At 72.1% G+C, this 21852-nt stretch carries 19 protein-coding genes; 10 read left to right on the forward strand and 9 right to left on the reverse strand.

All coding sequences use genetic code 11. The features are described from left to right. Positions 1 to 21: 21 nt before the first annotated feature. The 7 genes from ABZ810_RS01490 to ABZ810_RS01520 all read left to right on the forward strand — a co-directional run bounded on the left by ABZ810_RS01490 (position 22) and on the right by ABZ810_RS01520 (position 8973). Positions 22 to 1503: an AMP-binding protein gene (locus ABZ810_RS01490; protein ID WP_358397774.1), complete on the forward strand. Its 1482-nt coding sequence runs from the start codon at positions 22 to 24 to the stop codon at positions 1501 to 1503. 39 nt (positions 1504 to 1542) lie between these two features. Further along, positions 1543 to 3177 (forward strand): NAD(P)-binding domain-containing protein, encoded by a 1635-nt coding sequence (locus tag ABZ810_RS01495; protein WP_358397776.1) that lies wholly within the window; start codon positions 1543 to 1545, stop codon positions 3175 to 3177. After that, the gene (locus ABZ810_RS01500) at positions 3161 to 4228 is read left to right on the forward strand and encodes an alpha-hydroxy acid oxidase (protein WP_358397778.1); all 1068 of its coding nucleotides are present in this window, start codon (positions 3161 to 3163) and stop codon (positions 4226 to 4228) included. Before ABZ810_RS01495 ends, ABZ810_RS01500 begins: the two co-directional genes overlap by 17 nt. Further along, a complete protein-coding gene (locus tag ABZ810_RS01505; RefSeq protein ID WP_358397780.1) occupies positions 4222 to 5634 on the forward strand; it encodes a cytochrome P450 in 1413 nt (470 codons plus the stop codon). Before ABZ810_RS01500 ends, ABZ810_RS01505 begins: the two co-directional genes overlap by 7 nt. After that, the gene (locus ABZ810_RS01510) at positions 5597 to 6943 is read left to right on the forward strand and encodes a cation:proton antiporter (RefSeq protein ID WP_358397782.1); all 1347 of its coding nucleotides are present in this window, start codon (positions 5597 to 5599) and stop codon (positions 6941 to 6943) included. Before ABZ810_RS01505 ends, ABZ810_RS01510 begins: the two co-directional genes overlap by 38 nt. Positions 6944 to 7009: 66 nt before the next feature. Further along, the gene (locus ABZ810_RS01515; RefSeq protein ID WP_358397784.1) at positions 7010 to 7699 is read left to right on the forward strand and encodes a response regulator transcription factor; all 690 of its coding nucleotides are present in this window, start codon (positions 7010 to 7012) and stop codon (positions 7697 to 7699) included. A 101-nt stretch (positions 7700 to 7800) separates the two neighbouring features. Continuing rightward, positions 7801 to 8973, forward strand: a complete 1173-nt coding sequence (locus tag ABZ810_RS01520; protein WP_358397786.1) for a HAMP domain-containing sensor histidine kinase — start codon at positions 7801 to 7803, stop codon at positions 8971 to 8973. A 67-nt stretch (positions 8974 to 9040) separates the two neighbouring features. Here the strand turns inward: ABZ810_RS01520 and ABZ810_RS01525 are convergent, their stop codons facing one another. The 3 genes from ABZ810_RS01525 to ABZ810_RS01535 all read right to left on the reverse strand — a co-directional run bounded on the left by ABZ810_RS01525 (position 9041) and on the right by ABZ810_RS01535 (position 10723). Beyond that, positions 9041 to 9505: an ATP-binding protein gene (locus ABZ810_RS01525; protein ID WP_358397788.1), complete on the reverse strand. Its 465-nt coding sequence runs from the start codon at positions 9503 to 9505 to the stop codon at positions 9041 to 9043. Positions 9506 to 9564: 59 nt separating this feature from the next. Further along, positions 9565 to 9693: a hypothetical protein gene (locus tag ABZ810_RS01530; RefSeq protein WP_358397789.1), complete on the reverse strand. Its 129-nt coding sequence runs from the start codon at positions 9691 to 9693 to the stop codon at positions 9565 to 9567. A gap of 529 nt (positions 9694 to 10222) precedes the next feature. Beyond that, positions 10223 to 10723, reverse strand: coding sequence for a MarR family transcriptional regulator (locus ABZ810_RS01535; RefSeq protein ID WP_358397792.1), 501 nt, complete (start codon positions 10721 to 10723; stop codon positions 10223 to 10225). Between the two features lie 94 nt (positions 10724 to 10817). Here ABZ810_RS01535 and ABZ810_RS01540 point away from each other — a divergent pair, with 94 nt between their 5' ends. Next, positions 10818 to 12017 (forward strand): GAF domain-containing SpoIIE family protein phosphatase, encoded by a 1200-nt coding sequence (locus tag ABZ810_RS01540; protein ID WP_358397794.1) that lies wholly within the window; start codon positions 10818 to 10820, stop codon positions 12015 to 12017. Here the strand turns inward: ABZ810_RS01540 and ABZ810_RS01545 are convergent. From ABZ810_RS01545 to ABZ810_RS01555, 3 genes are read right to left on the reverse strand one after another with little or no spacing between them, the layout of a single operon-like run. Beyond that, complete coding sequence (locus ABZ810_RS01545) at positions 11992 to 12429, reverse strand: response regulator (RefSeq protein ID WP_358397796.1); 438 nt, start codon at positions 12427 to 12429, stop codon at positions 11992 to 11994. The two genes, ABZ810_RS01540 and ABZ810_RS01545, sit on opposite strands and share 26 nt — an antisense overlap. Continuing rightward, entirely contained in the window at positions 12422 to 14125 is a 1704-nt protein-coding gene (locus ABZ810_RS01550; protein WP_358397798.1) for an ATP-binding protein, read from the reverse strand. Before ABZ810_RS01550 ends, ABZ810_RS01545 begins: the two co-directional genes overlap by 8 nt. After that, positions 14122 to 15312 carry a SpoIIE family protein phosphatase gene (locus tag ABZ810_RS01555; protein WP_358397801.1) on the reverse strand — a complete coding sequence of 397 codons (1191 nt, stop codon included), beginning with the start codon at positions 15310 to 15312 and terminating at the stop codon, positions 14122 to 14124. The genes ABZ810_RS01550 and ABZ810_RS01555 overlap by 4 nt, the downstream gene beginning before the upstream one ends. A 215-nt stretch (positions 15313 to 15527) precedes the next feature. Between ABZ810_RS01555 and ABZ810_RS01560 the strand changes: the two genes are divergently transcribed. Then, the gene (locus ABZ810_RS01560; RefSeq protein ID WP_358397804.1) at positions 15528 to 16022 is read left to right on the forward strand and encodes a carbonic anhydrase; all 495 of its coding nucleotides are present in this window, start codon (positions 15528 to 15530) and stop codon (positions 16020 to 16022) included. Here the strand turns inward: ABZ810_RS01560 and ABZ810_RS01565 are convergent. From ABZ810_RS01565 to ABZ810_RS01575, 3 genes are read right to left on the reverse strand one after another with little or no spacing between them, the layout of a single operon-like run. Beyond that, the gene (locus tag ABZ810_RS01565) at positions 16019 to 17779 is read right to left on the reverse strand and encodes a fatty acyl-AMP ligase (protein WP_358397807.1); all 1761 of its coding nucleotides are present in this window, start codon (positions 17777 to 17779) and stop codon (positions 16019 to 16021) included. The genes ABZ810_RS01560 and ABZ810_RS01565 overlap by 4 nt on opposite strands. After that, positions 17776 to 18825 (reverse strand): alpha/beta hydrolase family protein, encoded by a 1050-nt coding sequence (locus tag ABZ810_RS01570; RefSeq protein WP_358397809.1) that lies wholly within the window; start codon positions 18823 to 18825, stop codon positions 17776 to 17778. The genes ABZ810_RS01565 and ABZ810_RS01570 overlap by 4 nt, the downstream gene beginning before the upstream one ends. Then, positions 18822 to 20666 (reverse strand): class I SAM-dependent methyltransferase, encoded by a 1845-nt coding sequence (locus ABZ810_RS01575; RefSeq protein WP_358397811.1) that lies wholly within the window; start codon positions 20664 to 20666, stop codon positions 18822 to 18824. Before ABZ810_RS01575 ends, ABZ810_RS01570 begins: the two co-directional genes overlap by 4 nt. Before the next feature lie 148 nt (positions 20667 to 20814). Here ABZ810_RS01575 and ABZ810_RS01580 point away from each other — a divergent pair, with 148 nt between their 5' ends. Then, positions 20815 to 21675 (forward strand): alpha/beta hydrolase family protein, encoded by an 861-nt coding sequence (locus ABZ810_RS01580; protein ID WP_358397812.1) that lies wholly within the window; start codon positions 20815 to 20817, stop codon positions 21673 to 21675. Positions 21676 to 21852: the final 177 nt, after the last annotated feature.

Raw genomic sequence — 21852 nt, forward strand, 5'->3', positions numbered from 1 at the left:
CAACGCCCTCTGGAGTGGACGATGAGTGGTTCCGCCGTGCCGTTGTTCCCGTGCGCCGTGCTCGACCTGCTGCGGAGCTCGCCGGAGGGCGTCGCGTTCGAGCAGGGTGAGCGGCGTGTCTCGCGGGGCGAGCTGCTGGAGATGATCGGTCGGCTGGCGGGTGCGCTGCGCGCCGCCGGGCTGGGGCCCGGGAGCGGGCTCGCCATCCGGACGGCGGTGTCGCCCGAGGCGTTCGCCGCGCACATCGCGGCGCACGTGCTGGGCTGCCGGGTCGTGGGCGTCCGGCCGGGCTATCCGGCCGCGCAGCTCGTCCACGTGCTCGGCATGGGGGTCGACGCGATCCTCGCCGACGGGTCGGCGGACCTGATGGGACGCCGGGTGCTGCGGCTGGAACGGCTGCTCGACTCCGGCGCGCCGCCGGTGCTCGACGTGGCCTCGCGGCCCGGCGACGTGGCGATGCTGACGTTCACCAGCGGGAGCACCGGCCGTCCCAAGGGGTGCGCGATCACCTACCGGGCGCTGAGCGAGCACTGGTCGTGGCAGCCGGCGCTCTGGTCCCCGCCGGCGCGCGAGATGGCGGCGGGGTTCGGGCGTTACCTGCTGTTCGGGACGCTGGCCAGCATGGTCGTCCTGGAGTTCCTGGCGTTGTGCCTGCTCGGCGGCGGCACCGCGGTGATCCCCGAGGAGGACGGCGACCGGCCGCTGTTCCCGTACGGGATCGAGCGGCATCGCATCACCGGTTCGATCATCACCGTGCCCAGGCTGACGCGGATGCTGGACGTGCTGCGGGACGAGCCCGTCGACGTCGGACGCCTGCGCGCGCTGATGGTCTCCGGCTCCCCGCTCAGCCCGGACCGGCTGGCGGCGGCGGTGGAACGGCTCGGACCGGTCGTCTACCACGGGTACGGGCAGACCGAGGCGGGGTCGATCTCGATCCTCACCCCGGGCGAGATCGCGCGGGGGCCCGCGCACGTGCTGGAATCGGTCGGCCGCCCGCATCCGCGCGTCGAGATCGGCATCCGGGACGGCGAGATCCGCGTGCGCAGCCCGTACCAGATGTCCGGCTACTGGGGCGACGACGAGGAGACCCGCGCGACGTTGCGGGACGGCTGGCTGCTGACCCGCGACCTCGGCCGGGTCGACGAGGACGGCCTGCTCTACCTGTCGGGACGGGCCCGCGACGTGGTCATGGTCAACGCGATGGTGGTGTACGCCGGGCCGATCGAGCGGGTGCTGGCGTCCCATCCCGGCGTCGTCGAGGCGTACGTGGCGGGCGCGCCGGACGAGGAGACGGGCGAGGCCGTCCACGCGTTCGTGGTGCCGGCGGACGGCGGGCTCCCGGACGCCGGCGAGCTGCGCGACCTGGTGCGCGCCGAGCTCGGCGGTGACAGCGTGCCCCGGACGGTCACCGCCGTGTCCGGGGTCCCGATGGCCGCCACCGGCAAGCCCGACAAGGCCGCCCTGCTTTCTGATCGTTCTCTGAGGATTCGTCGCGAGCATTGAGGTTGTCCGTTCAACCACATCGCTCCCACGGAGGCGGCTGTGTCGAACGAAACCCGAGCGCCGAACGCACCCCGAGCCTCGAACGACACCCTGGACTACCTGGTCATCGGCGCCGGACCCGCCGGGCTCCAGCTGGGGTACTTCCTCTCCCGGACGGGCCGCAGCCATCTGATCCTGGAGGCGGGTCCGGGGCCCGGAACGTTCTTCCGGACCTTCCCGCGGCATCGCATGCTCATCTCCATCAACAAGAAGCACACCGGGTGGGACGACCCGGAGCTCAATCTCCGGATGGACTGGAACTCGCTGCTGTCAGACGCCCCCGGCCTGCTCTTCACCCGCTACAGCGACCGCTACTTCCCGGTCGCGGACGACATGGTGCGCTACCTCGCCGACTTCGCGGACGCCTGCGACCTGCCGATCCTCTACGAGACCCGGGTCACCCGGGTCGCGCGCGACGGCGACGGCGACGGCCCGTTCCAGGTGACCGACGAGCGCGGCCGGACGTACACGGCCCGGCGGCTCGTCGTCGCGACCGGGGTGACCCGCCCGAACATCCCGCCGATCCCCGGCATCGAGACGGCCGACCTGTACGGCACCCACCCGACCGACCCGCGTGCCTACGTCGACCAGCGGGTGCTCATCATCGGCAAGGGCAACTCGGCCTTCGAGACCGCCGACAACCTCGTCGAGACGGCGGCGGTGATCCACGTGGCCGGGCCCAACTCGGTCCGGATGGCCTGGCGCACCCACTACGTCGGGCACCTGCGGGCGATCAACAACGGCCTGCTCGACACCTACCAGCTCAAGTCCCAGAACGCGCTGCTGGACGGCGACGTCAAGCGCGTCGACCGGCAGGCGGACGGGTCGTACCTGGTGACGGTGAGCTTCGCGCGGGCCGACGAGGTCACCAAGGACATCCCGTACGACAGCGTCATCGTCTGCACGGGGTTCCGGTTCGACGCGGAGATCTTCGAGGCCGGCTGCCGGCCGGAACTGACGATCGCCGGCCGGTTCCCGGCGCTGACGCCCGCGTACGAGTCGGTCGACGTGCCGGACCTCTACTTCGCCGGGACGATCACCCAGTCGCGCGACTTCAAGCGCGGGACGAGCGGCTTCATCCACGGGTTCCGGTACGGGGTGCGGGCGCTGCACCGCGTCCTGGAACACCGGTACCACGACACCGCGTGGCCGAGCCGGGAGATCCCGGCCGACCCGGACGCGATGGCGGCGGCGGTGATCGAACGGGTCAACCGTTCGTCGGCGTTGTGGCAGCAGTTCGGCCTGCTGGGCGACGCCCTCGTGCTGGACGGCCGGGGCGGTGCCCGCTACCTGGAGGAGGTGCCGGTCGACCTGGAACCCGCGATCGAGCACGACGCGGCGGCCGGGATCTTCCGCGTCACGCTGGAGTACGGCCCGGAGCACGACAAGGTCGACCCGTTCGACGTCGCGGTGGGCCGCATCAGGCAGAGCGACGCCGCGCGCGCGGCCGAGGGCCACTACCTGCACCCGGTGGTCCGCTTCCACCCGGCGGACGGCGGGCCGCCGGTCGCCCACCACGTGACCGAGAACCTCGAGAACGAGTGGACGTCGCGCGAGGTCCACGTCGAACCGCTGCGCGCGTTCTTCGCCGGCCACGTGCCGGACCGGGTCCCGGGCCATGTCCAGTCTCCGTGAGTTCGAGGAGCGCGCCCGCGAACGGCTCGGCCGGGTCCACTACGACTACTTCGCGGGCGGCGCCGGCGACGAGGTCACGCTGCGGGCCAACGAGTCGGCGTTCGGACGGCTGGCGCTGGTGCCGCGCGTGCTGCGCGGCGCCGCGAAGGTCCGCCTGGACGTGACGCTGCTGGGCTGCCGCGCCTCCATGCCGGTGCTGGTCGCGCCGACCGCGTTCCACCGGCTGGCCGACCCCGAGGGCGAGCGCGCGACGGCGCGGGCGGCGGCCGCCGCCGAGACGATCATGATTGTCAGCATGGCGTCCACCGTCGCCGTCGAGGAGGTCGCCGCGGCGGCGCCCGAGGCCGTCCTGTGGTTCCAGCTCTACGTCCAGCCGGACCTGGCGTTCACCGAACGCGTCGTCCGGCGCGCGGAGGACGCCGGGTGCCGGGCACTCGTGGTCACCGTGGACTCGCCCGCGCGCGGCCGTCGCGAACGCGAGGTCCGGCACGGCTTCGACGACCTGCCCGAGGGGTTGTGCTGCGAGAACCTGCGCGATGAGGACGGCGGCGTCCGCCCGATCGTGATGTCGCCAGGCGTCTCGTGGGAGCACCTCGACCTGATCCGGGAGTTCACCGCGCTGCCGATCGTGCTCAAGGGCGTCCTGCACCCCGAGGACGCCCGGCTGGCCGTCGAACGCGGCGTCGCGGCGCTGATCGTGTCCAACCACGGCGGGCGCCAGCTGGACGCCGTGCCCGCCACCGCCGACCTGCTGCCGGAGATCGTGGCCGCCGTCGGGGGCGCCGTCCCGGTGCTGCTCGACGGCGGGGTCCGGCGCGGCACGGACGTCCTCAAGGCGCTGGCGCTGGGGGCCGGCGCCGTGGCCATCGGCCGCCCGGTGATCTGGGGACTCGCGGCCGACGGCGAACGGGGCGCCGGGCGCGTGCTGGAGACGTTGCGCGCGGAGACCGAGCACGCCCTGGTCCTCTGCGGTTGCGCGTCCCCCGACGACCTCGGGCCGGACATGGTGCGGCGCACCGGCGCCGCGGACGTGGTGGGGCCGGCATGGTGACCGCGCTGCTGGTGACCACCGCGACGGCGGCGTTCGTGGCGGTCCTGCCGTGGTGGCTGCCCGGCCGGATCGTCGCGCTGCGCGTCCGCGTCTTCGCCCGGGTCAACGGCGGTACGGCGATCTCCGTGCCGGGCGACCTGGTCGGGGTGGACCACTTCATGGAGCTGTACTCGCACCCGGCGGCGGGCGGCCGGAGCAGGGGCGCGGCGCTGTCGGACCTCTTCTGGTACTGGCTCGCGCCCGGCCCCGAGGTGCACCAGGAGCATCTGGAGGCGGGCCGCAGGTACGACGCGGTCGCCCGCGCCACGCGCGGTTTCCTCGCCGTGCCCCGCGCGGACGCCGAGGAGATGATCCGCAGGTGCGTCGCCCGTGAGCTGCCGGTGGTCGCGGCAGGGACGACGCGGGTCCGGCTGCGCGACCTGATGATGCCGGTCTGGGCGGCGTTCTACTACGAGCTGGTCTTCGGACGGCCGTGCCCGCCGGAGGCGCGGGATCTCATCGTCGGCAACGCCGACGACGTCGTCACCTCGCTGAAGTGCTGCGGCCTGCGGCACATGGACCGGCGCCTCCGGCTGACCCGGTACCTGGCCGAACGGCTGGACGAGGTGCGCTGCCCGCTGCCCGACGGGTTGTCGAGGGACGAGCGGGCGTTCTATCTCCAGGGCACGTTCTTCAACACCGCCGTCGTCCAGACGTCGGAGGCGATGGCCCACCTGCTGATGGTCTTCGCCCGGGACCAGGACGTGCAGGCGAAGGTCCTGTCCGCCCAGGACACGGGCGGGGACGGGGAGGACGGCCACTACCTCGATCACGTGATGGCCGAGACGTTCCGGCTCTACCCGCTCTTCGGCATCGCGCACCGCATCACCACCGGCGACATCGAGGTCGGCGACGGTGACGACGCCACGCTGCTCCCGGCGGGCTCGGTCGTCTGCTTCAACTACCCGGAGTTCCACCGCGCCGGATACGCCGAGCCCGGCCGTTTCGACCCGGACCGCTGGGCGGACCGGGCGGCGGCCAGGAACGCCTGCCACATCCCGTTCGGCGTCGCCGCCAACAGGCCCTGCCCGGCCTGGCGGCTGGCGCCCATCATCATGCGGGGCGCGGCGCGCGAGGTGCTGCGCCGCCACGCGCTCACCTCGTCCGCCTCGCACACGCGGTCCCTGCCCAACCGGGGACCGTGCCTGCTCACGCCACGCGCCCTCGCCGGGCGTCCCGGGCGCGCCCGGCTGGCCGCCATGCGCCTCCAGGACCGCTGGGAGGACGTCTGGCGCAGCCTCGTGCAGCTCGTGCTCGGCACCTACATGGTCTGGGACGCGCGTCGGGCGCGTCTCTGCGAACGCCACTTCTCCGGAACGGAGGCCAGTCGTGCCCTCACTCGCCCAGGTCGCGGCCACCGGCAGTGATGCCAACCTGCAACTGATGCTGAAGGTCTTCCCCGCGCTCGTGCTCATCCTTTTGGTCGCGGGGATCTGTGGCCGGATCGCGCAGATGGTCATGCAGCCGCGCGTGCTCGGCGAGATGGTCGCCGGCGTCCTGCTCGGCCCGACGTTGTTCGGCGCGCTGTTCCCCGACGCGCAGGCGACGATCTTCCCGCCCGAGGTCCGGCCCGTCCTGTACGTGCTGAGCACGATCGGCCTGACCCTCTACATGTTCCTCGTCGGGGCCGGGATCGACCACGGCTCGCGCGTCCCGGGCGAGGAACGCCGCGCGGGCGTGCTGGCGGCCGCGGGCATCGCGCCCTCGATGTTCCTCGGCTGCGTCACCGGGCTGATCCTGTGGAGCACCCTGTCGCGGCCGGACGTCAGCCGCTGGGAGTTCGCGTTCTTCGTCGGCGGCGCGTTGTCGCTGACCGCGTTCCCGATGCTGGCGCGGATCCTGTACGAGCGCGGGCTGGAGAACAGCCCGATCGGGCGGCTCTCGATCATGGCGGCCGCGGTCGACGACGCGCTGGCCTGGTGCCTGCTCGCGCTGCTGACGGCGGTGCACCTCGGGGCGGGGCTGGCCGACGCGTTGCGCACGATCGTCCTGACCGCGCTGTTCGCGGTGTTCATGCTGGTCGTGGTCCGCCGGATGTTGCGGCCGCTGGGGCGCGAGCTCGCCCGGACCGGGGACTTCGGCCCGACGGTCATGTACGCGGTCATCCTCATCCCGCTCACCGCGGGCTGGCTGACCGACTGGATCGGCGTGTACTCGGTGTTCGGCGGCTTCCTCGCCGGGCTCGCCATGCCGCGCGACGCCATGTTCCGGGAGGCCCTGCACACCAGGATGATGGGCGTCGTCTCCACGTTGCTGCTGCCGGTCTTCTTCACCTTCTCCGGCCTCAACACCGAGCTCGGCGGCATCACCGGCGGCACCATGGTGCTGGCGTTCCTGTTGATCATGGCGGCCGGCTTCAGCGGGAAGTACTTCGGGTGCTCGCTGTCGATGCGGGCGTTCGGCTTCTCGTGGCGCGAGGCGTACGCGGTGGGCGCGCTCATGAACGCGCGGGGCCTGATGATCCTGATCTTCATCAACATCGGCCTGGCCCAGGGGATGATCACACGGGAACTGTTCGCGATGCTCGTGCTCGTCGCCGTGATCACGACCGCGGGCGCGATGCCGCTCTACAAGCTGGCCCTCCCGGACCGGCTCGAGGCGGCCCGGCGGTCGTCCGACGACCCCGAGCCGCCTCCGGACGTTGAGGACGTGTCGTTGACCAGGTCGGTTCAATGAGTTGGCGAATTGTCCACAATTGCCCTACCTCTGGTATCGCCGGGGGCCGGGTGCGACCGTGGCGGTGTGGCCGAGACATCGGGATCAGCCGGGCGGCCCGCCCGCCGGCTGTTGATCGTCGAGGACGATCGCGAGCTCGGGCAGATGCTGGTCGGCCTCTTCGCCGAGCACGGGTACACGGTCGATCTCGCGCTCGACGGTCAGCGTGGCCTGCACCTCGGCCTGACCCGGGGCTACGACGCGATGGTGATCGACCGTGGCCTGCCGGTGGTCGACGGCATCGACCTGATCCGCCGGCTGCGCGCCCGGGCGGTCACCACGCCGATGCTCGTCCTCACCGCGTTCGGCGACGTGACCGACCGGGTCACGGGCCTGGACGCGGGCGCCGAGGACTACCTGGTGAAGCCGTTCTCCATCGACGAGCTGCTGGCCAGGGTGCGCGCGCTGCTCCGCCGCAACCTCGACCAGGCCGTCCTGCTGCGGCTGGGCGCGGGCTGGTTCGAGCCCGATTCGCAGGTCGTCCGGCTGCCGAACGGGGAGCACGTGACCTTGTCGGGCCAGGAGTGCAGGCTGCTCCGCGCCCTGGCGAGCCGCCCGCGCCAGGTCCACACGCGGGCCGCGTTGCGGAACGGGGTCTTCGAGGGTTCCCGCGCCGAGTCCATCGTCGACACCTACGTTTATTACCTGCGCAACAAGCTGGGACCCGGCGTGGTGCACACCGTGCGCGGCGTCGGGTACCGCGTGGGTGAACTTTGAGGGTCGTGGGGGCGGCCGTGCGGACGCGAACGCGTCACCCTGATCCGGACCGGCGGTTGCTGATCCGGATCCGGCGCACGATCACGTTACAGCTCGCGGTCGTGATCTCCCTGGTCGTGACGCTCGCCGGCGGGCTGGCGTACGGCGTCACGGTCAGCGGCCAGGACGCGGCAGCGCGCCGCGAGCTGGCCGTGGTGACGCGGAGCACGCCGGTGGCGCACCCGCCGCCCTCCACCTGGTTGTTCGAGCTGAGGAACGGCGTCATCGCGCGTTCCCCCGGCGCCCCGGCGGGCCTGCCCGTCCACGGGGCGATGGTCAGGGTCGCCGAGGACGGCGTCGGCGCGGTCGACAGCCGGGCCGTGTTCACCACGGGCGGCGGCGGGGCGCTGGTCGGCCGTGCCGAGGTCGGCGGCACCGCCTACCTCGTCCACACCGAGCGGCGCGGGGACACGGTGGTGCAGGCGGCGATGGACCTGCGGCACCAGGCCGCGGACCGGCGGCGGCTGGTGCGCGCGCTGGCCGGGGCCGAGGTCGCGGGGCTGCTCGGCGCGCTGCTGATCGGTCAGGTCCTGGCACGGCGGGCGATCGCGCCGCTGGGCGAGGCGCTCGTCCTGCGGCGCCGGTTCGTCGCCGACGCCAGCCACGAGTTGCGGTCGCCGCTGGCCCGCCTGCACACCCGCGCGCAACTCGTCGCGCGGCGGCTCCGGCAGGGCTCCGACGTGACCGACGAGGTGGACCGGCTGGTCGCGGGGACGGGCCAGTTCGCCGAGGTCGTCGACGACCTGCTGGTGTCGGCGCAGTTCGAGGCGCGGTGCCGGGGATGGGGCCCGGTCGACCTCGGCGTGCTCGCCGAGGAGCTGGCGGTGGCCGAGGGGGCGCGCGCCGACGCGCTCGGGGTGACGATCGAGGTGGACCGCCGGGGCCCGGGGGCGCCCGTCGTCCGGGGCGCCGAGTCGGCGCTGCGCCGGGTGTTGTCAGCCCTGCTCGACAACGCGCTCGGCCACACGGGGGTGGGCGGTCACGTCTGGCTGACGCTCACCGGCGGCCCGGTGGTGGCGCTGACCGTGGTGGACGACGGGACGGGCCTCGACCCGCGGGACGCCGAACGGCTCTTCGTCAGGTTCGTCGCCGGTCCCCGCGGCACCGGGCTCGGCCTGGCGCTGGTCCGTGAGGTCGTCCGGGCGCACGGCGGCACGATCACCGCGGGCGGGCGGCCCGGCGTCGGCGCCGTCTTCACCGTCCGCCTGCCCGGCACGGACGCCGAAACCCTCTGACCGCCGACCACCCGGCCCAACCACCGGCCGCCGGCCAGGCCTCCCGATCGTGTGATGACCCGGCCGCCTAACGGCCGCGGGCCGTGGCCTCGCGGTGGGAGAGCAGATCGCCGGGGGAGCCCGGCTGCCACTTGAGCGGGATCTCGAAGCGAATGATCGCGCCCTGGTGATCGCGGTTGGCGATCTGCAGGTTCTCCGCGATCGCGTTGATGATGAGCAGCCCCCGCCCGTGCTCGGCCGTCGCGGTCGAGTCGGCCAGCGCCCGCCGCAGCGACACCGCGTCGAAGCCGCGGCCGGTGTCGATGACCTCGACCTGGCAGCGCGCGTCGGTCGTGCGCACCCGGACCTCGTACTGGTCGCTGGAGTCGGCGTGCTGGATCACGTTCGCGCACGCCTCCCCGAGGGCCAGGTTGACGTCGTCGCGGATCTGGGGGTCGACGCCCAGCACCTTGAGCGACGCGTCGAGCACCTCGCGGGTGAGGTGGGCGGTCTCGGCGTCACGGGGCAGACACAACACCAGCTGGAGTTCCACGACTACGTCCTCCGATTCCATGGTTGCCCTAATCCAGTCCCCGCCGAATCAGCGGGTAATCATCGAGCGGGGCCCGGCCGGTGCGCGGCGTGGTCCACGCCGAGGTCCGGGCCGGTGCGCGCGCCGCACCGGATCCCGGCCGGGCGCCCCCTGGCGGACGGGCCGCCGGCGAGGTTCGCGGCGCGCACTTATGTACTCCCTCGAATTCGAGCGGCGGAAATCACGCGAAAGGGCTTGGAAAACCATCTTCCGCGCGCTCGTTGAATCCCGGAAAAATCATGGAGGGCTCCCGGGGTGACTTCCGTCGCACCCGCACATGCCCAGTTTGAAGGGCCATGGCCGACCTCGGAGGAGTGCATGACCACCGCCTTTGCGTGACGGTGGAAAAGGTGTGGCGTACGCCATGATGCAGGATGTTAGCGCCCCTCCGGATCGGGTACGTCCGGCATTGACGGAAGAAAAGAATTCTTTGCCGCACGGCAACTTTTGACCGACCGTGATGGCCTTGGATGTGCACATGCGTGTGACATCGCGTCTCGCTCTCGACACTTCCCGCTGCGCGCCGTCCGGTGTGGACCAGTGCGGATGCCGGGAGCGGCGCCTCCGCTGGGCGTCACTCAGGGTTCCGGCGTACCGGGGCCGAAACTGCCGATATATTTGCCGCGCGACAACTACACGATGATCAGACGTGCCGGGGGTGGGAAGATGAGCCGTACCTCAGGCCGGCAGCGAGAACGGATCGCCGGCGGAGTCGGGGCCGGTCTCGGTCTTCGCGTCGGACTCGGCCTGCGCCGCGTCGCGAAACTGGCTGAGACCCCAGATGAGGGCCTCCCGCGCGGGCGACGACATGCCCTCCAGCACGCGGCCCAGATCGTCCCGCCGCCGGACCCTCAGCCGGTCGAGCAGGGCCTGGCCGTCGCCGCTCAGCCGCACGCTCACCTGGCGGCGGTCCTGGCCGTGGTCGCGCAGCAGGAGCCCCGCGGCCTCGAGCCTGTCGCACAGCCGGCTGGCCGACGAGACCAGCGCGTCGAGCTCCGCGGCGAGGTTGCTGACGTTCACCGGGCCACGCTCGAGGATGAACAGGACCCGCAACTGGGTGGCGGGCACGGGGACGTCGGCCGCGTTGTGCGCCAGCGACCACAGCGCCACGAGGCTCTCGGCCATCTGGTCGAGGGCAGCGGCGGATTCGGCGGTCTCCTCCTCCGGTGTGACGCCCATGCGTCCCACTGTTACATACCGCGTTCGCTCCGGCATCCAAGCCCCCTGGTTCGCCCGCGTCCTTCCGGGCGCCGTACACAACTGAAGAGGTCCCGTGCACGCTGACCCCCTGCTGGAGCTCGAGCATGCCATTTGGAGAGCTCAGCCGCACGAACTGATCTCCACCACGACCGACCGGGTCAAGGCGGCCCTGGGCGTGACCGACGCCGAGGTGCTGCTCGCCGACTACCGGATGACCGCGCTGGTCCCGGTGCGCCCCGACGTCGAGCCCGTCCGGATCGACAACACCCCGGCCGGTCACTCGTTCGCCGCGCAGCAGGTCGTGGACGAACGGCCGGGCAACGGATCCGCGGCCGACCAGGCCTATCTCGTCCATCTGCCGCTCACCGTGCACGGCGACCGCCTGGGCGTGCTGACCGTCCAGATACCCGCCGATCCGCCCTCGCCCGAGATCCGCGCCGACCTCGAACGGGTCGCCGGCGTGCTGGCTTCGGCGATCAAGGTCGCCGACCAGCACGTCGACGTCTTCCGCAGGGCCCGGCGCCGCTCGCGGCTGACCCTCGCCGCCGAGATGCAGTGGGAGCTGCTGCCCGGCCGCTCGTGCACGACCGACGAGTTCCACCTGGCCGGCCAGCTCGAACCCGCCTACTCGGTGTGGGGCGACAACTTCGACTGGTCGGTCGCGCCCGACCGGCTGACGCTGACCGTCACCAACGGGATGGGGTCGGGCACCGAGGCCGCCGCCCTCACCCACCTGGCGGTGAGCGCGCTGCGCAACGCGCGGCGCTCGGGCGCCGACATCACCGAGCAGGCCTCGCTCGCCGACCAGACGGTGTACGCGCAGCACCGCGGCGCCAAGCACGTCGCCACGCTGCTGCTCGACTTCGAGCTCGCGACCGGCCGGGCGCGGATCGTCGACGCCGGGTCTCCGCAGCTCTACCGGATGCGCGGCACCGCCACCGAGCTGGTGGAGCTGGAGGCCCAGCTGCCGCTGGGGATGTTCGGCGACGCCGACTACGTCGCCCAGGACTTCCAGGTCGAGCCCGGGGACCGGTTCGTGATCGTCAGCGACGGCGTGCACGGCGCCAAGTCCCCGGCGGGCGACCTCTACGGCACCCTGGCCCTGAAGCAGACCATGCGCGACACCCGCCTCCAGGACCCGTCCGAGGCGGTCCGCACCTTCATCCGGTCCTACCTCGACTACCACGAGGGCGGCGAGCCGCTGGACGACGCGGTCGTGGTCTGCCTCGACTGGACCGGCAAGACCTCTAACGGGGCAGCTTCACCACGGTGACGAAGAAGTCGTCGATCTGACGGACGACCCGGATGAACTGGTCGAAGTCGACGGGCTTGGTGACGTAGGCGTTCGCGTGCAGCTGGTAGCTGCGCAGGATGTCCTCGTCGGCCTCGGACGTGGTGAGCACGACGACCGGCACCCGCCGCAGCTCCTCGTCGTGCTTGATCTCCTCCAGGACCTGCCGGCCGTCCTTGCGCGGCAGGTTGAGGTCGAGCAGCACCAGGTCGGGGCGCGGCTTGCCGACGTACGGCTCCTCGCGCCGCAGGAAGGCCATCGCCTGCTCGCCGTCGTTGACGACGTGCAGGTTGTTCTTGACCTTGTTGTGCTCGAAGGCCTCGGTGGTGAGCAGCACGTCGCCCGGGTCGTCCTCGACGAGCAGCACCTCGATGGGGCGCGCCTGGTCAGTCATCGTCGTCATCATCTCCAGCGGGAAAGGTCCATCGTATGGTCGTGCCCGTGATCACCGGCGCGGCTTCGGTGTCCGGGGAGCTGTCGTCGTCCGGAACGTCCTCGGCATCCGGAACATCCTCATCGTCCGGGGCGGTCTCGGTGCCCGGCGTGCCGTCGGCGTCCGGGGCGTCCGGAGGGGGCTCCTCGCCGGGACGGGGCCTGCCCGTGTCGAGCCAGATGCGCCCGCCGTGGTGCTCGACGATCTTCTTGCACAACGCCAGGCCGATCCCGGTGCCGTCGTACTCGTCGCGCGGGTGCAGCCGCTGGAAGATCAGGAAGACCCGGTCGGCGTGGTGGGCCTCGATGCCGATCCCGTTGTCGGAGCAGGAGAACTCCCACTCGTCGCCGACCCGCCGTACGCCGATGTGCACGCGCGGCGCCTCGTCGCCGCGGAACTTGATCGCGTTGCCGACGAGGTTCTGGAAGAGCTGGGTGAGCTGCGTGCGGTCGCCCGCCACCGTCGGCAGCTCGTCGGAGGTCACCTCCGCCGCCGTCTCCTCGCGGAGCGTGGACAGGTTGTCCAGCGCCTGGCTCATCACACCGCCCAGGTCGACCGCCTCCTCGGGCCGCGACAGGCGCCCGACCCGGGAGAAGCTGAGCAGGTCGTTGATCAGAGCCTGCATGCGCTTGGCGCCGTCGACCGCGAAGTCGATGTACTGCTTGCCGCGGTCGTCGAGCTGGTCGCCGTACCTGCGTTCGATCATCTGGCAGAAGCTCGCGACCTTGCGCAGCGGCTCCTGGAGGTCGTGGCTGGCGACGTAGGCGAACTGCTCCAGTTCGGCGTTCGAACGGCGCAGCTCGGCGGCCTGCTCGTCGAGCCGCCGGGTGGTCTCGGCGGTGGTGTGCCACTCGTCCAGGATGCGCTGCCGCATCGCGTCGATGATCGTCGCCAGTTCGACGATCTCGGCCGCCCCCTTGACGTCCAGCGAGTGGTCGAAATCACCCTGCGAGACGGCCCGGACCCGGTCGTGCAGCACCGACAGCGGGGTGAGCAGGGTCCGGCGCAGGATCAGCGCCGCGACGAGCGCGGCGAGCGCGACCGCGCCGAGCGCCAGGCCCACCGACCAGTACGCGACCGTGGCCCGCTCGTCGAGGTCGTCGGCGGCCGCCGCGTGCAGGGTGATCAGGCCCGCGCGCTGCCGCGCCGCCTGCGCGAACGCCTCGGCGACCAGCCTGTTGCCCGTCTCGGCGTCGGGCTCGCCGCCCGCCGCGAGCGGGTCGGCGTAGGCCGTGCGCCACGCCTGGGTCGCCGCGGTGAAACGATCGACCTCGGCCAGCGTCGACCGGGCCGCGGGCAGGTCCGCGAGCATGCTGCGCAGCTCGGCGACCGCGAGCGTCTCCTTCTGGACCGCGGCGCGGTAGGCCGGCACGTCCATCGGCCGGGTGCGCAGGGCGGTGTCCTGGGAACGCAGCGCGGTGCCGACCTCGAAGTGCTGGAGGATCGCCGGATCGACCCTGTCCACCAGCGTGTGCCGTGCCTGGGCGTTGCCCCGCAGGCCCAGCGCGGCCTGCACCGAGGCGCCCACCACCAGCAGGACCAGGAAGGCCGCGGCGGCCCGGTAGACGTGGGAGAGGCGGATCCGGAACCGCCCGGTCGCGTGCTGGAGCTCCTCTTCCCTGACCAGTGCCCGCGGGCGTTCGGTCGTGGCCGTCATCCCCAGTCCCCCCGGCTCAGCAGCAGTACCGCGAGGTCGTCGGCGAGCACGCCGCCGTTGAGCCGCTCGGCCTCGGCGATCAGCCCGTCGATCAGCCTGCTGCCGCGCTCGCCGCGCCCGTGGGCGTCCTCGGCGAGCCGCAGGAGCCCCTCCAGGTCGAGCCGCTCGTCGCCGTCGCCGACGTACCCCTCGATGAGCCCGTCGGTGTAGAGCATCAGGCCCCAGGTCCGGCCGAGCTCGAGCCGCTCGGACGGCCAGTCGGTGCACGGCAGCAGCCCCAGCGCGGGCCCGTTGGGCTCGTCCGGGAACGCCTTCACGCCCGTCTCGTCGAAGAACAGCGGGCGCGGATGGCCCGCCCGGTGGACGTCGACGGTCTCCCGGCCGGCGTCGATCGTGAGCATGCACAGGGTCGTGAAGATCTCGTCTGACCACCTCTCGTGCTGAAGGACGGCGTCCAGTGTCGTGAGCAGCGGCCCGCCGCGCAGGCCGGCCAGGACCAGCGCCCGCCAGGCCATGCGCAGCCGGACGCCGAGCGACGCCTCGTCGGCGCCGTGCCCGCAGACGTCCCCGATCATGATGTGCACCGCGCCGTCTTCGGTCTGCACGGTGTCGTAGAAGTCGCCGCCCAGCAGCGCTCGCGCGCGTCCGGGCCGGTAGCGGGCGTCATGCCGCAGCGAAGGGTCGTTGAGGATGGGCACCGGCAGCAGCCCGCGTTCGAGCCGTGCGTTCTCGCGGCTGACCGCCCGCGCCTCGACGAGCTGCCGTTCGGTCTCGTCCGCGCGTTTGCGCTCGATCGCGTAGCGGATGGCCCGCATCAGCAGCGCGCCGTCCACGTCCTGCTTGACCAGGTAGTCCTGCGCGCCGGCGCCGACCGCCGCGACGCCCACGTGCGCGTCGGCGAGGCCGGTGAGCACCAGGACGGCGGTGCCGGGCGCCTTGACCAGCACCTGCTGCAGGGTGTCGAGCCCCTGCGCGTCCGGCAGCGCCAGGTCGACGAGCACGCACTGCACGCTCGCGTCGAGGAGCGAGAGGGCCTCACGCAGAGTGCGGGCCAGCGTGATGTCCACGTCCGGCTCGACCTCGCGGAGTAGTTCCTCCACCAGGAAGGCGTCACCGGGGTCGTCCTCGATCAGGAGCAGCCGCAACCGCTCCAGGACCCCGGATCCACGACTGTTGGCCGTGGTCACGGCATCGTCACCGTCATCCGTGCGGCCACCCATTGCTTGTCATGTGGCAAATGTTAGGCCACGGCGGCCATTACGGGCAGTGATGCCGACAACATCGGCCCCTCACGCTACACCCGTGCCGACATAACGGGGCGTAGTCACACAAAGTGATTCTCTGTTGACTCGACCAGTTTAGTAGGGAATGCTGGGTGTCCCACGTCACGAGAGGTTCCCGGATGAGTGTCACCGACGAGTTGCTGGCCAACGCCGAACGCTACGCCGCGTCGTTCGACAAGGGCGACCTGCCCCTGCCGCCCGCCAAGGGCGTGGCCGTGCTCGCCTGCATGGACGCGCGGCTCAACCCCTACGGCATCCTCGGCCTGTCCGAGGGCGACGCGCACGTGATCCGCAACGCGGGCGGGGTGGTCACCGCCGACGAGCGCCGCAGTCTGGCCATCAGCCAGCGGCTGCTCGGCACCCGCGAGGTCATCCTGATCCACCACACCGACTGCGGCATGCTCACGTTCACCGACGACGACTTCAAGGGCCGGATCCAGCGGGAGACCGGCCTGAAGCCCGACTGGTCCGCCGAGGCGTTCGCCGACCTCGACGAGGACGTCAGGCAGTCGATCGCCCGCATCAAGGCCGACCCCTTCATCCCGCACACCGACCAGGTGCGCGGCTTCGTCTACGAGGTCGAGACCGGCCGCCTCCGCGAGGTGAAGCCCTAACCCTCCGGCGCCCGCTCCCGTGCGCGGGCCGGGACCAGGGCCGCGGCGGCATGGGCGTCGCGGGTGGCGGCCCGGCTGAGCTTGCCGCTCGTCGTCCGCGGCAGCGTGCCGTGCTCGATGAGGACGAACTCGTGCAGGGCCACGTTGTGGTGCCGGTGCAGCGCGGCGCGGACCGCCTGGACGACCTCGCCGACGCTCAGCCGCGCGATCGGCAGCCGGCGGTTGCGTTCGGCCACCACCACGAGGGCCTCGGCATCGCCGTCCGGCACCGAGAACGCGGCCACGTAGCCGTCACGGACCGCCGGGTGCGCGGCCGCGGCCGTGTACTCCAGGTCCTGCGGGTAGTGGTTGCGGCCGTCGACGATCACGAGGTCCTTGATACGTCCCGTCACGTAGACCTCGCCGTCGTGGCGGAAACCGAGGTCGCCCGTCCGCAACCAGGGACCCGCGGGCAGGTCGCCGGGCTCGGACAACGTGGCGCGGAACGTCTCGGCGGAGTCGTCCGGGCGTCCCCAGTAGCCCGGGGCGACGTTCGGCCCGTGCACCCACAACTCTCCTATGGAGCCGTCGGCGAGGGGCCTGGCGGTCCGCTCGTCGACCACGGCGACCCGCTGGCCGTGCGGCGTGCCGCAGGACACCAGGGCCGTGGCCGCCGTCCCCCCGGTCCCGCCGGCGGCGGCGCGGGCCCGCCCCCGGGCGAGGGCGTCCCGGTCGAACGAGGTCGTGGTCGGCGCCCGGCGAGGGGACGAGGCGAGGACGTAGACGGTCGCCTCGGCCAGCCCGTACCCCGGCGACAGGGCCTCGGGGCGCAGGCCGCGGCCCGCGAACGCGTCGCGGAAACCGTCGAGCGTGGACGGGCGGATCGGCTCGGCGCCGTTGAGGAGCATCCGCACGCCGCTCAGGTCCAGGCGCTCCTTCTCCTCCCGCGTGACGTTCGCGGTCAGGTACTCGAACGCGAAGTTGGGGCCCGCCGAATAGACGTCCGGGCTCCGCGACAGCAGTTCGAGCCAGCGCAGCGGGCGCATGATGAACGCCACCGGGTCCATCAGCACGCAGGGATTGGCGTGCGCGAGCGGCAGCGCCGCGGTGAAGACCAGGCCCATGTCGTGGAAGAGGGGCAGCCAGCTGACGCCGCTCGAAACCTGCGGCGTGCCCTCCCCTGCCTCGTGCAGCTGCTCGGCGTTCGCCGTCAGGTTGCCATGAGTGATCATCACGCCGGTCGGCGTCCTGGTGGAGCCCGACGTGTACTGGAGGTAGGCGACGTCGTCGGGATCGAGGAGCTCGTTCGTCCAGGTGGAGGAGAGGTCGAGCCCGTCGGCCAGCAGGATCTCCTTCGGCTGGGCCAGGTCGCTGGTCGCGAAGAACGTCTCGACGGACGCCGCCGCGGCGGAGGTGGTGATGACGGTCTGCGGGCGGGCGTCCTGGTGCACCGCCATCAGGCGTCCCGAGTGGCCGGGCAGATCGGGGGAGAAGAGCGGTACGCCCACGACGCGGGCGTACAGGCAGCCGAAGAACGCCACCAGGTATTCGAGTGACTGCGGCGCCAGGATCGCCGCCCGCTCGCCGGGCTCGGTGGTGCGGCGCAGCGCCGCGGCCATCGCCCGCGACCGGGCGTCCAGCTCGGCCCAGGTGAGATCGGTCGCGACGCCGTCCGGGTCGGTGGCGTAGTCGACGAACGTGTACGCGGTGCCGTCCGGGTACAGGCGGGCCCATTCGCCGAGCCGGTCGATCAGGAGGCGGTCTCTGACGTCCGTCATGCCGGTGTTCCCTTCGCGTCGATCGCCTTCATCATCAGCGGCCACGCCTTGCCGAGCTCGGGGATCCACTCCGGCCAGGCGTGCCATCCGTTGCCGTAGATGTGGGTGGTGACGGGGATCCCGAGCGCCTTCAGCCGGGCGACGAACGAGTGGTTCATCTGGCCGATGAGGATCTCGCTGAGCTGGGTGAGCCGCCACTGCCCGCCCGGCGGCGTGTACGGGCCGTTCAGGCCGGTGGTGCCGCTGGACACGTACAGGCCGACGCCGCGCAACCTCGGCGCGAGGTGGTACGGGTCGTGCGCGCGCCAGTTCGCGTCGTCCCGCCCGGGCAGGCCGAAGATGCGGAACGCGTCCGTGCCGAAGCCGAGCAGGTTGACGGTGACGAGGAACGCCTGCATCCCGTCCTTGGTGAGATGCGTCGAGCCGCTGAACGAGGCCGCGTAGCGGAACATCCCGGGATGGCGTCCGGCGTACGACATCGCGCCCTGGCCGCCGGACGACGCGCCGATCACGGCCCGCTTCGTGCCCGCGTGGTAGCGCTGCTTCAGCAGGTTCATCAGCTCGACCGTGTGGAACGTCTCCCAGCGCGGGGTGCCGCCCTCGCCGTCGTTCCACCAGTCGGTGTAGCTGCCGTTCACGCCGCCGGTCGGCATCACCACCATGACGTCCCACCGGGCCGCGAGCCCCTCGATGTCGGTCTCCCGCGTCCAGGACGTGTAGTCGTCGCGGCCGCCCTGGAGGGCGAAGACGGCCGGCCAGGTCCTGGTCGTGGAGCGTTTCCAGCTCTTGGGGAGCAGCAGGCGCACCTGCACCGTGGTCCCGACGTTCGCCGAGTACCAGGTCAGGTCGAGCAGGCGCGGGCCCACCCACGTCTCGGTGACCTGAGGTGTCGTCGCCGTCGCCGTCGCCGTCGCCGTCGCCGCCGTCGTCGTGGGCCGAGCGGTCGCGACGGTCGTGGCGGTCACGGCGCTCGCGGGCGGCGCCGCGAGCAGGCCCGCGAGCAGCGCCGGCACGAGAAGGAGGAACGGGGTGGAGGGGAGTCTCATCCGAGGTTCTTTCTGGCCAGGACCCGGTAGGCGTTGCTGTTCCTCCGGGCGATCGGAACGGTGAGCAGGTCCAGCAGGACGGCGGCCCCCATCAGCGGGGCGGCCAGCGCGAGGGTGCCGAGCACGCCCACGTACTCGCGGCGGCCCGGCACGCGCGGCCACCAGGGCCGGTCGACGTCGAGCCCGAGCCGGTTGACGACGGCCGCGGCCGACGCGACGAAGTCGGGCCCCTGGTCGGCCTCCCGGCGTTCCTCGGCGACGACGTCCAGGCCCCGGTGCTCCAGGGCCGCCCGCAGGTTCGCGATCGGGATCATGTGCAGGTGCTGCGGGGCGAGCCACGGCACCCAGAAGCCGCGCAGCACCTTCCCGAACCACGACTCCGGGTCGGGCAGCTCGATCAGCAGGTGCCCGCCCGGCGGCAGCACCTTGGCGGCGGCGTCGAGCTCGGCCAGCGGGTCGGAGGTGTGCTCCAGGTAGTGGTGCATGCTGATCACGTCGTACCGGCCCGCCAGGTCGGGGGCGAGGGTCAGGAACTCGTCCCGGTAGGCCCGGTCGACCCAGCCGCGCTGCGCCCCCTCATCGACCGCGGCGCCGAAGTCCAGCCCGTCGAACCGCGTCTCCGGCAGGACGGTGCGCGCGGCGCGGCAGAAGTGGCCCTTGCCCGTCCCGACGTCCAGCCACGACCCGGGCTCCGTCGCCCGCCGCACCATCGCGACGCGCGCCAGGTACCAGGACGTGTTCGAGCTGAAGATCCGCTCGGCGAGCACGTCGCCGAGGCCGTCGTAGACGTCCTTGTAATAGAAGGCCAGGCCCTCCGGGCTGACGCGCGGGTTCTGGAAGACATGCCCGCAGCCGCCGCAGCGTTCCATGGTGAAGCGCCCGGGCTTGCCTTGCAGGATGTCCCGCGCGACGACATGCCTGCTCAACGACGCCGAGCCGCACCACGGGCACTCCTGGGCGCGCGGGCCGACGAACCTGCCGACCCCGCGGTCGATCTGCTCCCGGTACCAGGACCTGGCCTCCTCGCGCCGCGCCAGGAGCGCCCGCTCCCAGCGCGTCCGGGGCGCGGTGAGCGTACGGACGATCGAGACCGGCACGTAGAGGGGCCGCAGCAGGCACACCCTGGCGAGGTCGCGCGGTCGTACCGGCGTGCCGGCGAAGACCAGCGCCGGCACCGCGCAGTACCAGAGCGCCAGCAGCAGCCCCGGCACCGGAGCCAGCAGCACGCCCGCCACCACCAGCAGGTATCCCGCGGCCATGGCCAGCAACGTCTGCGGCAGGGCGAGCGTCTGCGGGATCACCAGCGCCATCGCCCGCATCCGCGCGCGCCGGAACGCGGTCTGGTCATGCCCGCCGATCGGCGCCACCACCACGTCCGCGGAACCGGTGTAGAGCTTCAGCCGCGCCGTGGCCTCGGCGAGCTCGTCCGGATCGAGGTCGCCGACCTCGCCCACACCGGCGGCGACCACGGCCCGCCGCGGCGCCAGCACCGCGTGGCAGGCGCCCCGGCCCATGCCGAACACGTCCTCGCGATAAGCCCCGAACCGGGTGTGGCGGGTGAGGTCGAGGGCCCCGTCCACGGGCAGATCGCGCGGCAGCAGGTCCAGGAGCCCGATCCCGTTGTCACGCGCGTACCGTTCCGCCGCCTGCGCCACGTCCGCGGGAACGTCGACATTCCGGGCGGTGAGCAGAACGTGGTCCCCGCCCTCCGGCGAGCGCCCCATGCCCGGAGAAGGCTCCGGACCGACCGGCAGAACGCGCAGCGCGCGAAGCCTGCGCCGCAGCCGCCACGCGTTCACGCCCATGAACGCGACGACGATCGCGACCAGTGCGGTACCCATGTCAGCCCTCCTTCCGGGCAGCCCTCACCACCTTTTGGGCAGCCCTGACAACGCACCCGCGAAGGTGCGCTCAATTGACAAACGTGGTGAGTTTTTCCCTGAATCGTTCAGCGGTGTCTTAGATCAGCGGCGACCATAATTTGGCGGCATGGGAATTGAGGTCCTCGATGAGGAGAAGGCCGGCGACCGGCTCAGGAAGCTGACCGTCCGGGCGGGCGGCGTGTCCGCGGACGAGATGGCGATCCACGTCCTCCTGCCTCGCGACTGGTCGCCGCGCACGACGTGGCCGTTGCTCACGCTGCACCACGGCGGCCTCGACGACTCGTCCTCGTGGATCCGCCACACCGACGTCGAACGGCTCAGCCGGAACGACGACGTGCTGATCGTCATGCCGGACGGCGGCCGGTTCGGCGGTTACGCCGACTGGCGCAGCGGCCCCCAGTGGCAGACGTTCCACGTCCACCAGGTGCACGCCGTCATGCGAGATCGCTACAACGCCGGCGACCGGCGTGCCGTCGCCGGCGTCTCCGGCGGCGGCTACGGCGCGCTCCAGGGCGCCGCCGCCAACCCGGGCACCTTCCGCTACGCCGCCGCCCTCAGCGGCCCCTGCACCATCCGTTCCGCCATCTCCTCCATCACGTTGCTGGCGGCGACCGGCATCGCGGGCCGCGTGAACCCGTTCGCGATGTGGGGCGTGCCGTTCGTCCACGACCGCCACTGGCGCGCCGCCGACCCGCTGCACCTGGCCGCCGGCCTGCGCGGCACCGGCCTCTACGTCTCCTGCGGCATGACCGGCCGCCCCGGCCCGCTCGACCCGGCGGCCCCGTGGAGCGCCGCCAACCTCGCCGAGCCCCTCGTCCGCTCGACGATCCGGCCGTTCCTGCGCCGCCTGCGCGCGCTCGGCATCCCGGTGACCACCCACCTCTACCGTGACGGCACCCACAGCTGGCCGTACTGGCGGCGCGAGCTCCACCGCGTCTGGCCGAGCCTCATGGAATCCCTGCGCTGACGGCACCGACTCTCCTCCCACGTCGAGCGTGTACGTGAGTCTGTGTCACGCGCGGAGCCGCACATAGCGGTGATCGTCATAAGGTTGCGGCCGGTAACACTCACATAAGTGAGGCAAGTCACCGCAAAAGTACCGAGCTGTCCCGCTCCGGGGTGACAGTCGCCGGCCGCCCTGTGC

Origin of the sequence: Spirillospora sp. NPDC047279 (genome assembly GCF_040643285.1) — a bacterium.
GTDB lineage: Bacteria > Actinomycetota > Actinomycetes > Streptosporangiales > Streptosporangiaceae > Spirillospora.

Excerpts from the sequence above, each read along its gene's own strand:
- ABZ810_RS01580 (WP_358397812.1), top strand. The coding sequence starts at position 20,815 with ATGGGAATTGAGGTCCTCGATGAGGAGAAGGCCGGCGACCGGCTCAGG.
- ABZ810_RS01565 (WP_358397807.1), bottom strand. The coding sequence starts at position 17,779 with ATGACGGACGTCAGAGACCGCCTCCTGATCGACCGGCTCGGCGAATGG.
- ABZ810_RS01570 (WP_358397809.1), bottom strand. The coding sequence starts at position 18,825 with ATGAGACTCCCCTCCACCCCGTTCCTCCTTCTCGTGCCGGCGCTGCTC.
- ABZ810_RS01550 (WP_358397798.1), bottom strand. The coding sequence starts at position 14,125 with ATGACGGCCACGACCGAACGCCCGCGGGCACTGGTCAGGGAAGAGGAG.
- ABZ810_RS01575 (WP_358397811.1), bottom strand. The coding sequence starts at position 20,666 with ATGGGTACCGCACTGGTCGCGATCGTCGTCGCGTTCATGGGCGTGAAC.
- ABZ810_RS01535 (WP_358397792.1), bottom strand. The coding sequence starts at position 10,723 with ATGGGCGTCACACCGGAGGAGGAGACCGCCGAATCCGCCGCTGCCCTC.
- ABZ810_RS01500 (WP_358397778.1), top strand. The coding sequence starts at position 3,161 with ATGTCCAGTCTCCGTGAGTTCGAGGAGCGCGCCCGCGAACGGCTCGGC.
- ABZ810_RS01490 (WP_358397774.1), top strand. The coding sequence starts at position 22 with ATGAGTGGTTCCGCCGTGCCGTTGTTCCCGTGCGCCGTGCTCGACCTG.
- ABZ810_RS01560 (WP_358397804.1), top strand. The coding sequence starts at position 15,528 with ATGAGTGTCACCGACGAGTTGCTGGCCAACGCCGAACGCTACGCCGCG.
- ABZ810_RS01505 (WP_358397780.1), top strand. The coding sequence starts at position 4,222 with ATGGTGACCGCGCTGCTGGTGACCACCGCGACGGCGGCGTTCGTGGCG.
- ABZ810_RS01545 (WP_358397796.1), bottom strand. The coding sequence starts at position 12,429 with ATGACTGACCAGGCGCGCCCCATCGAGGTGCTGCTCGTCGAGGACGAC.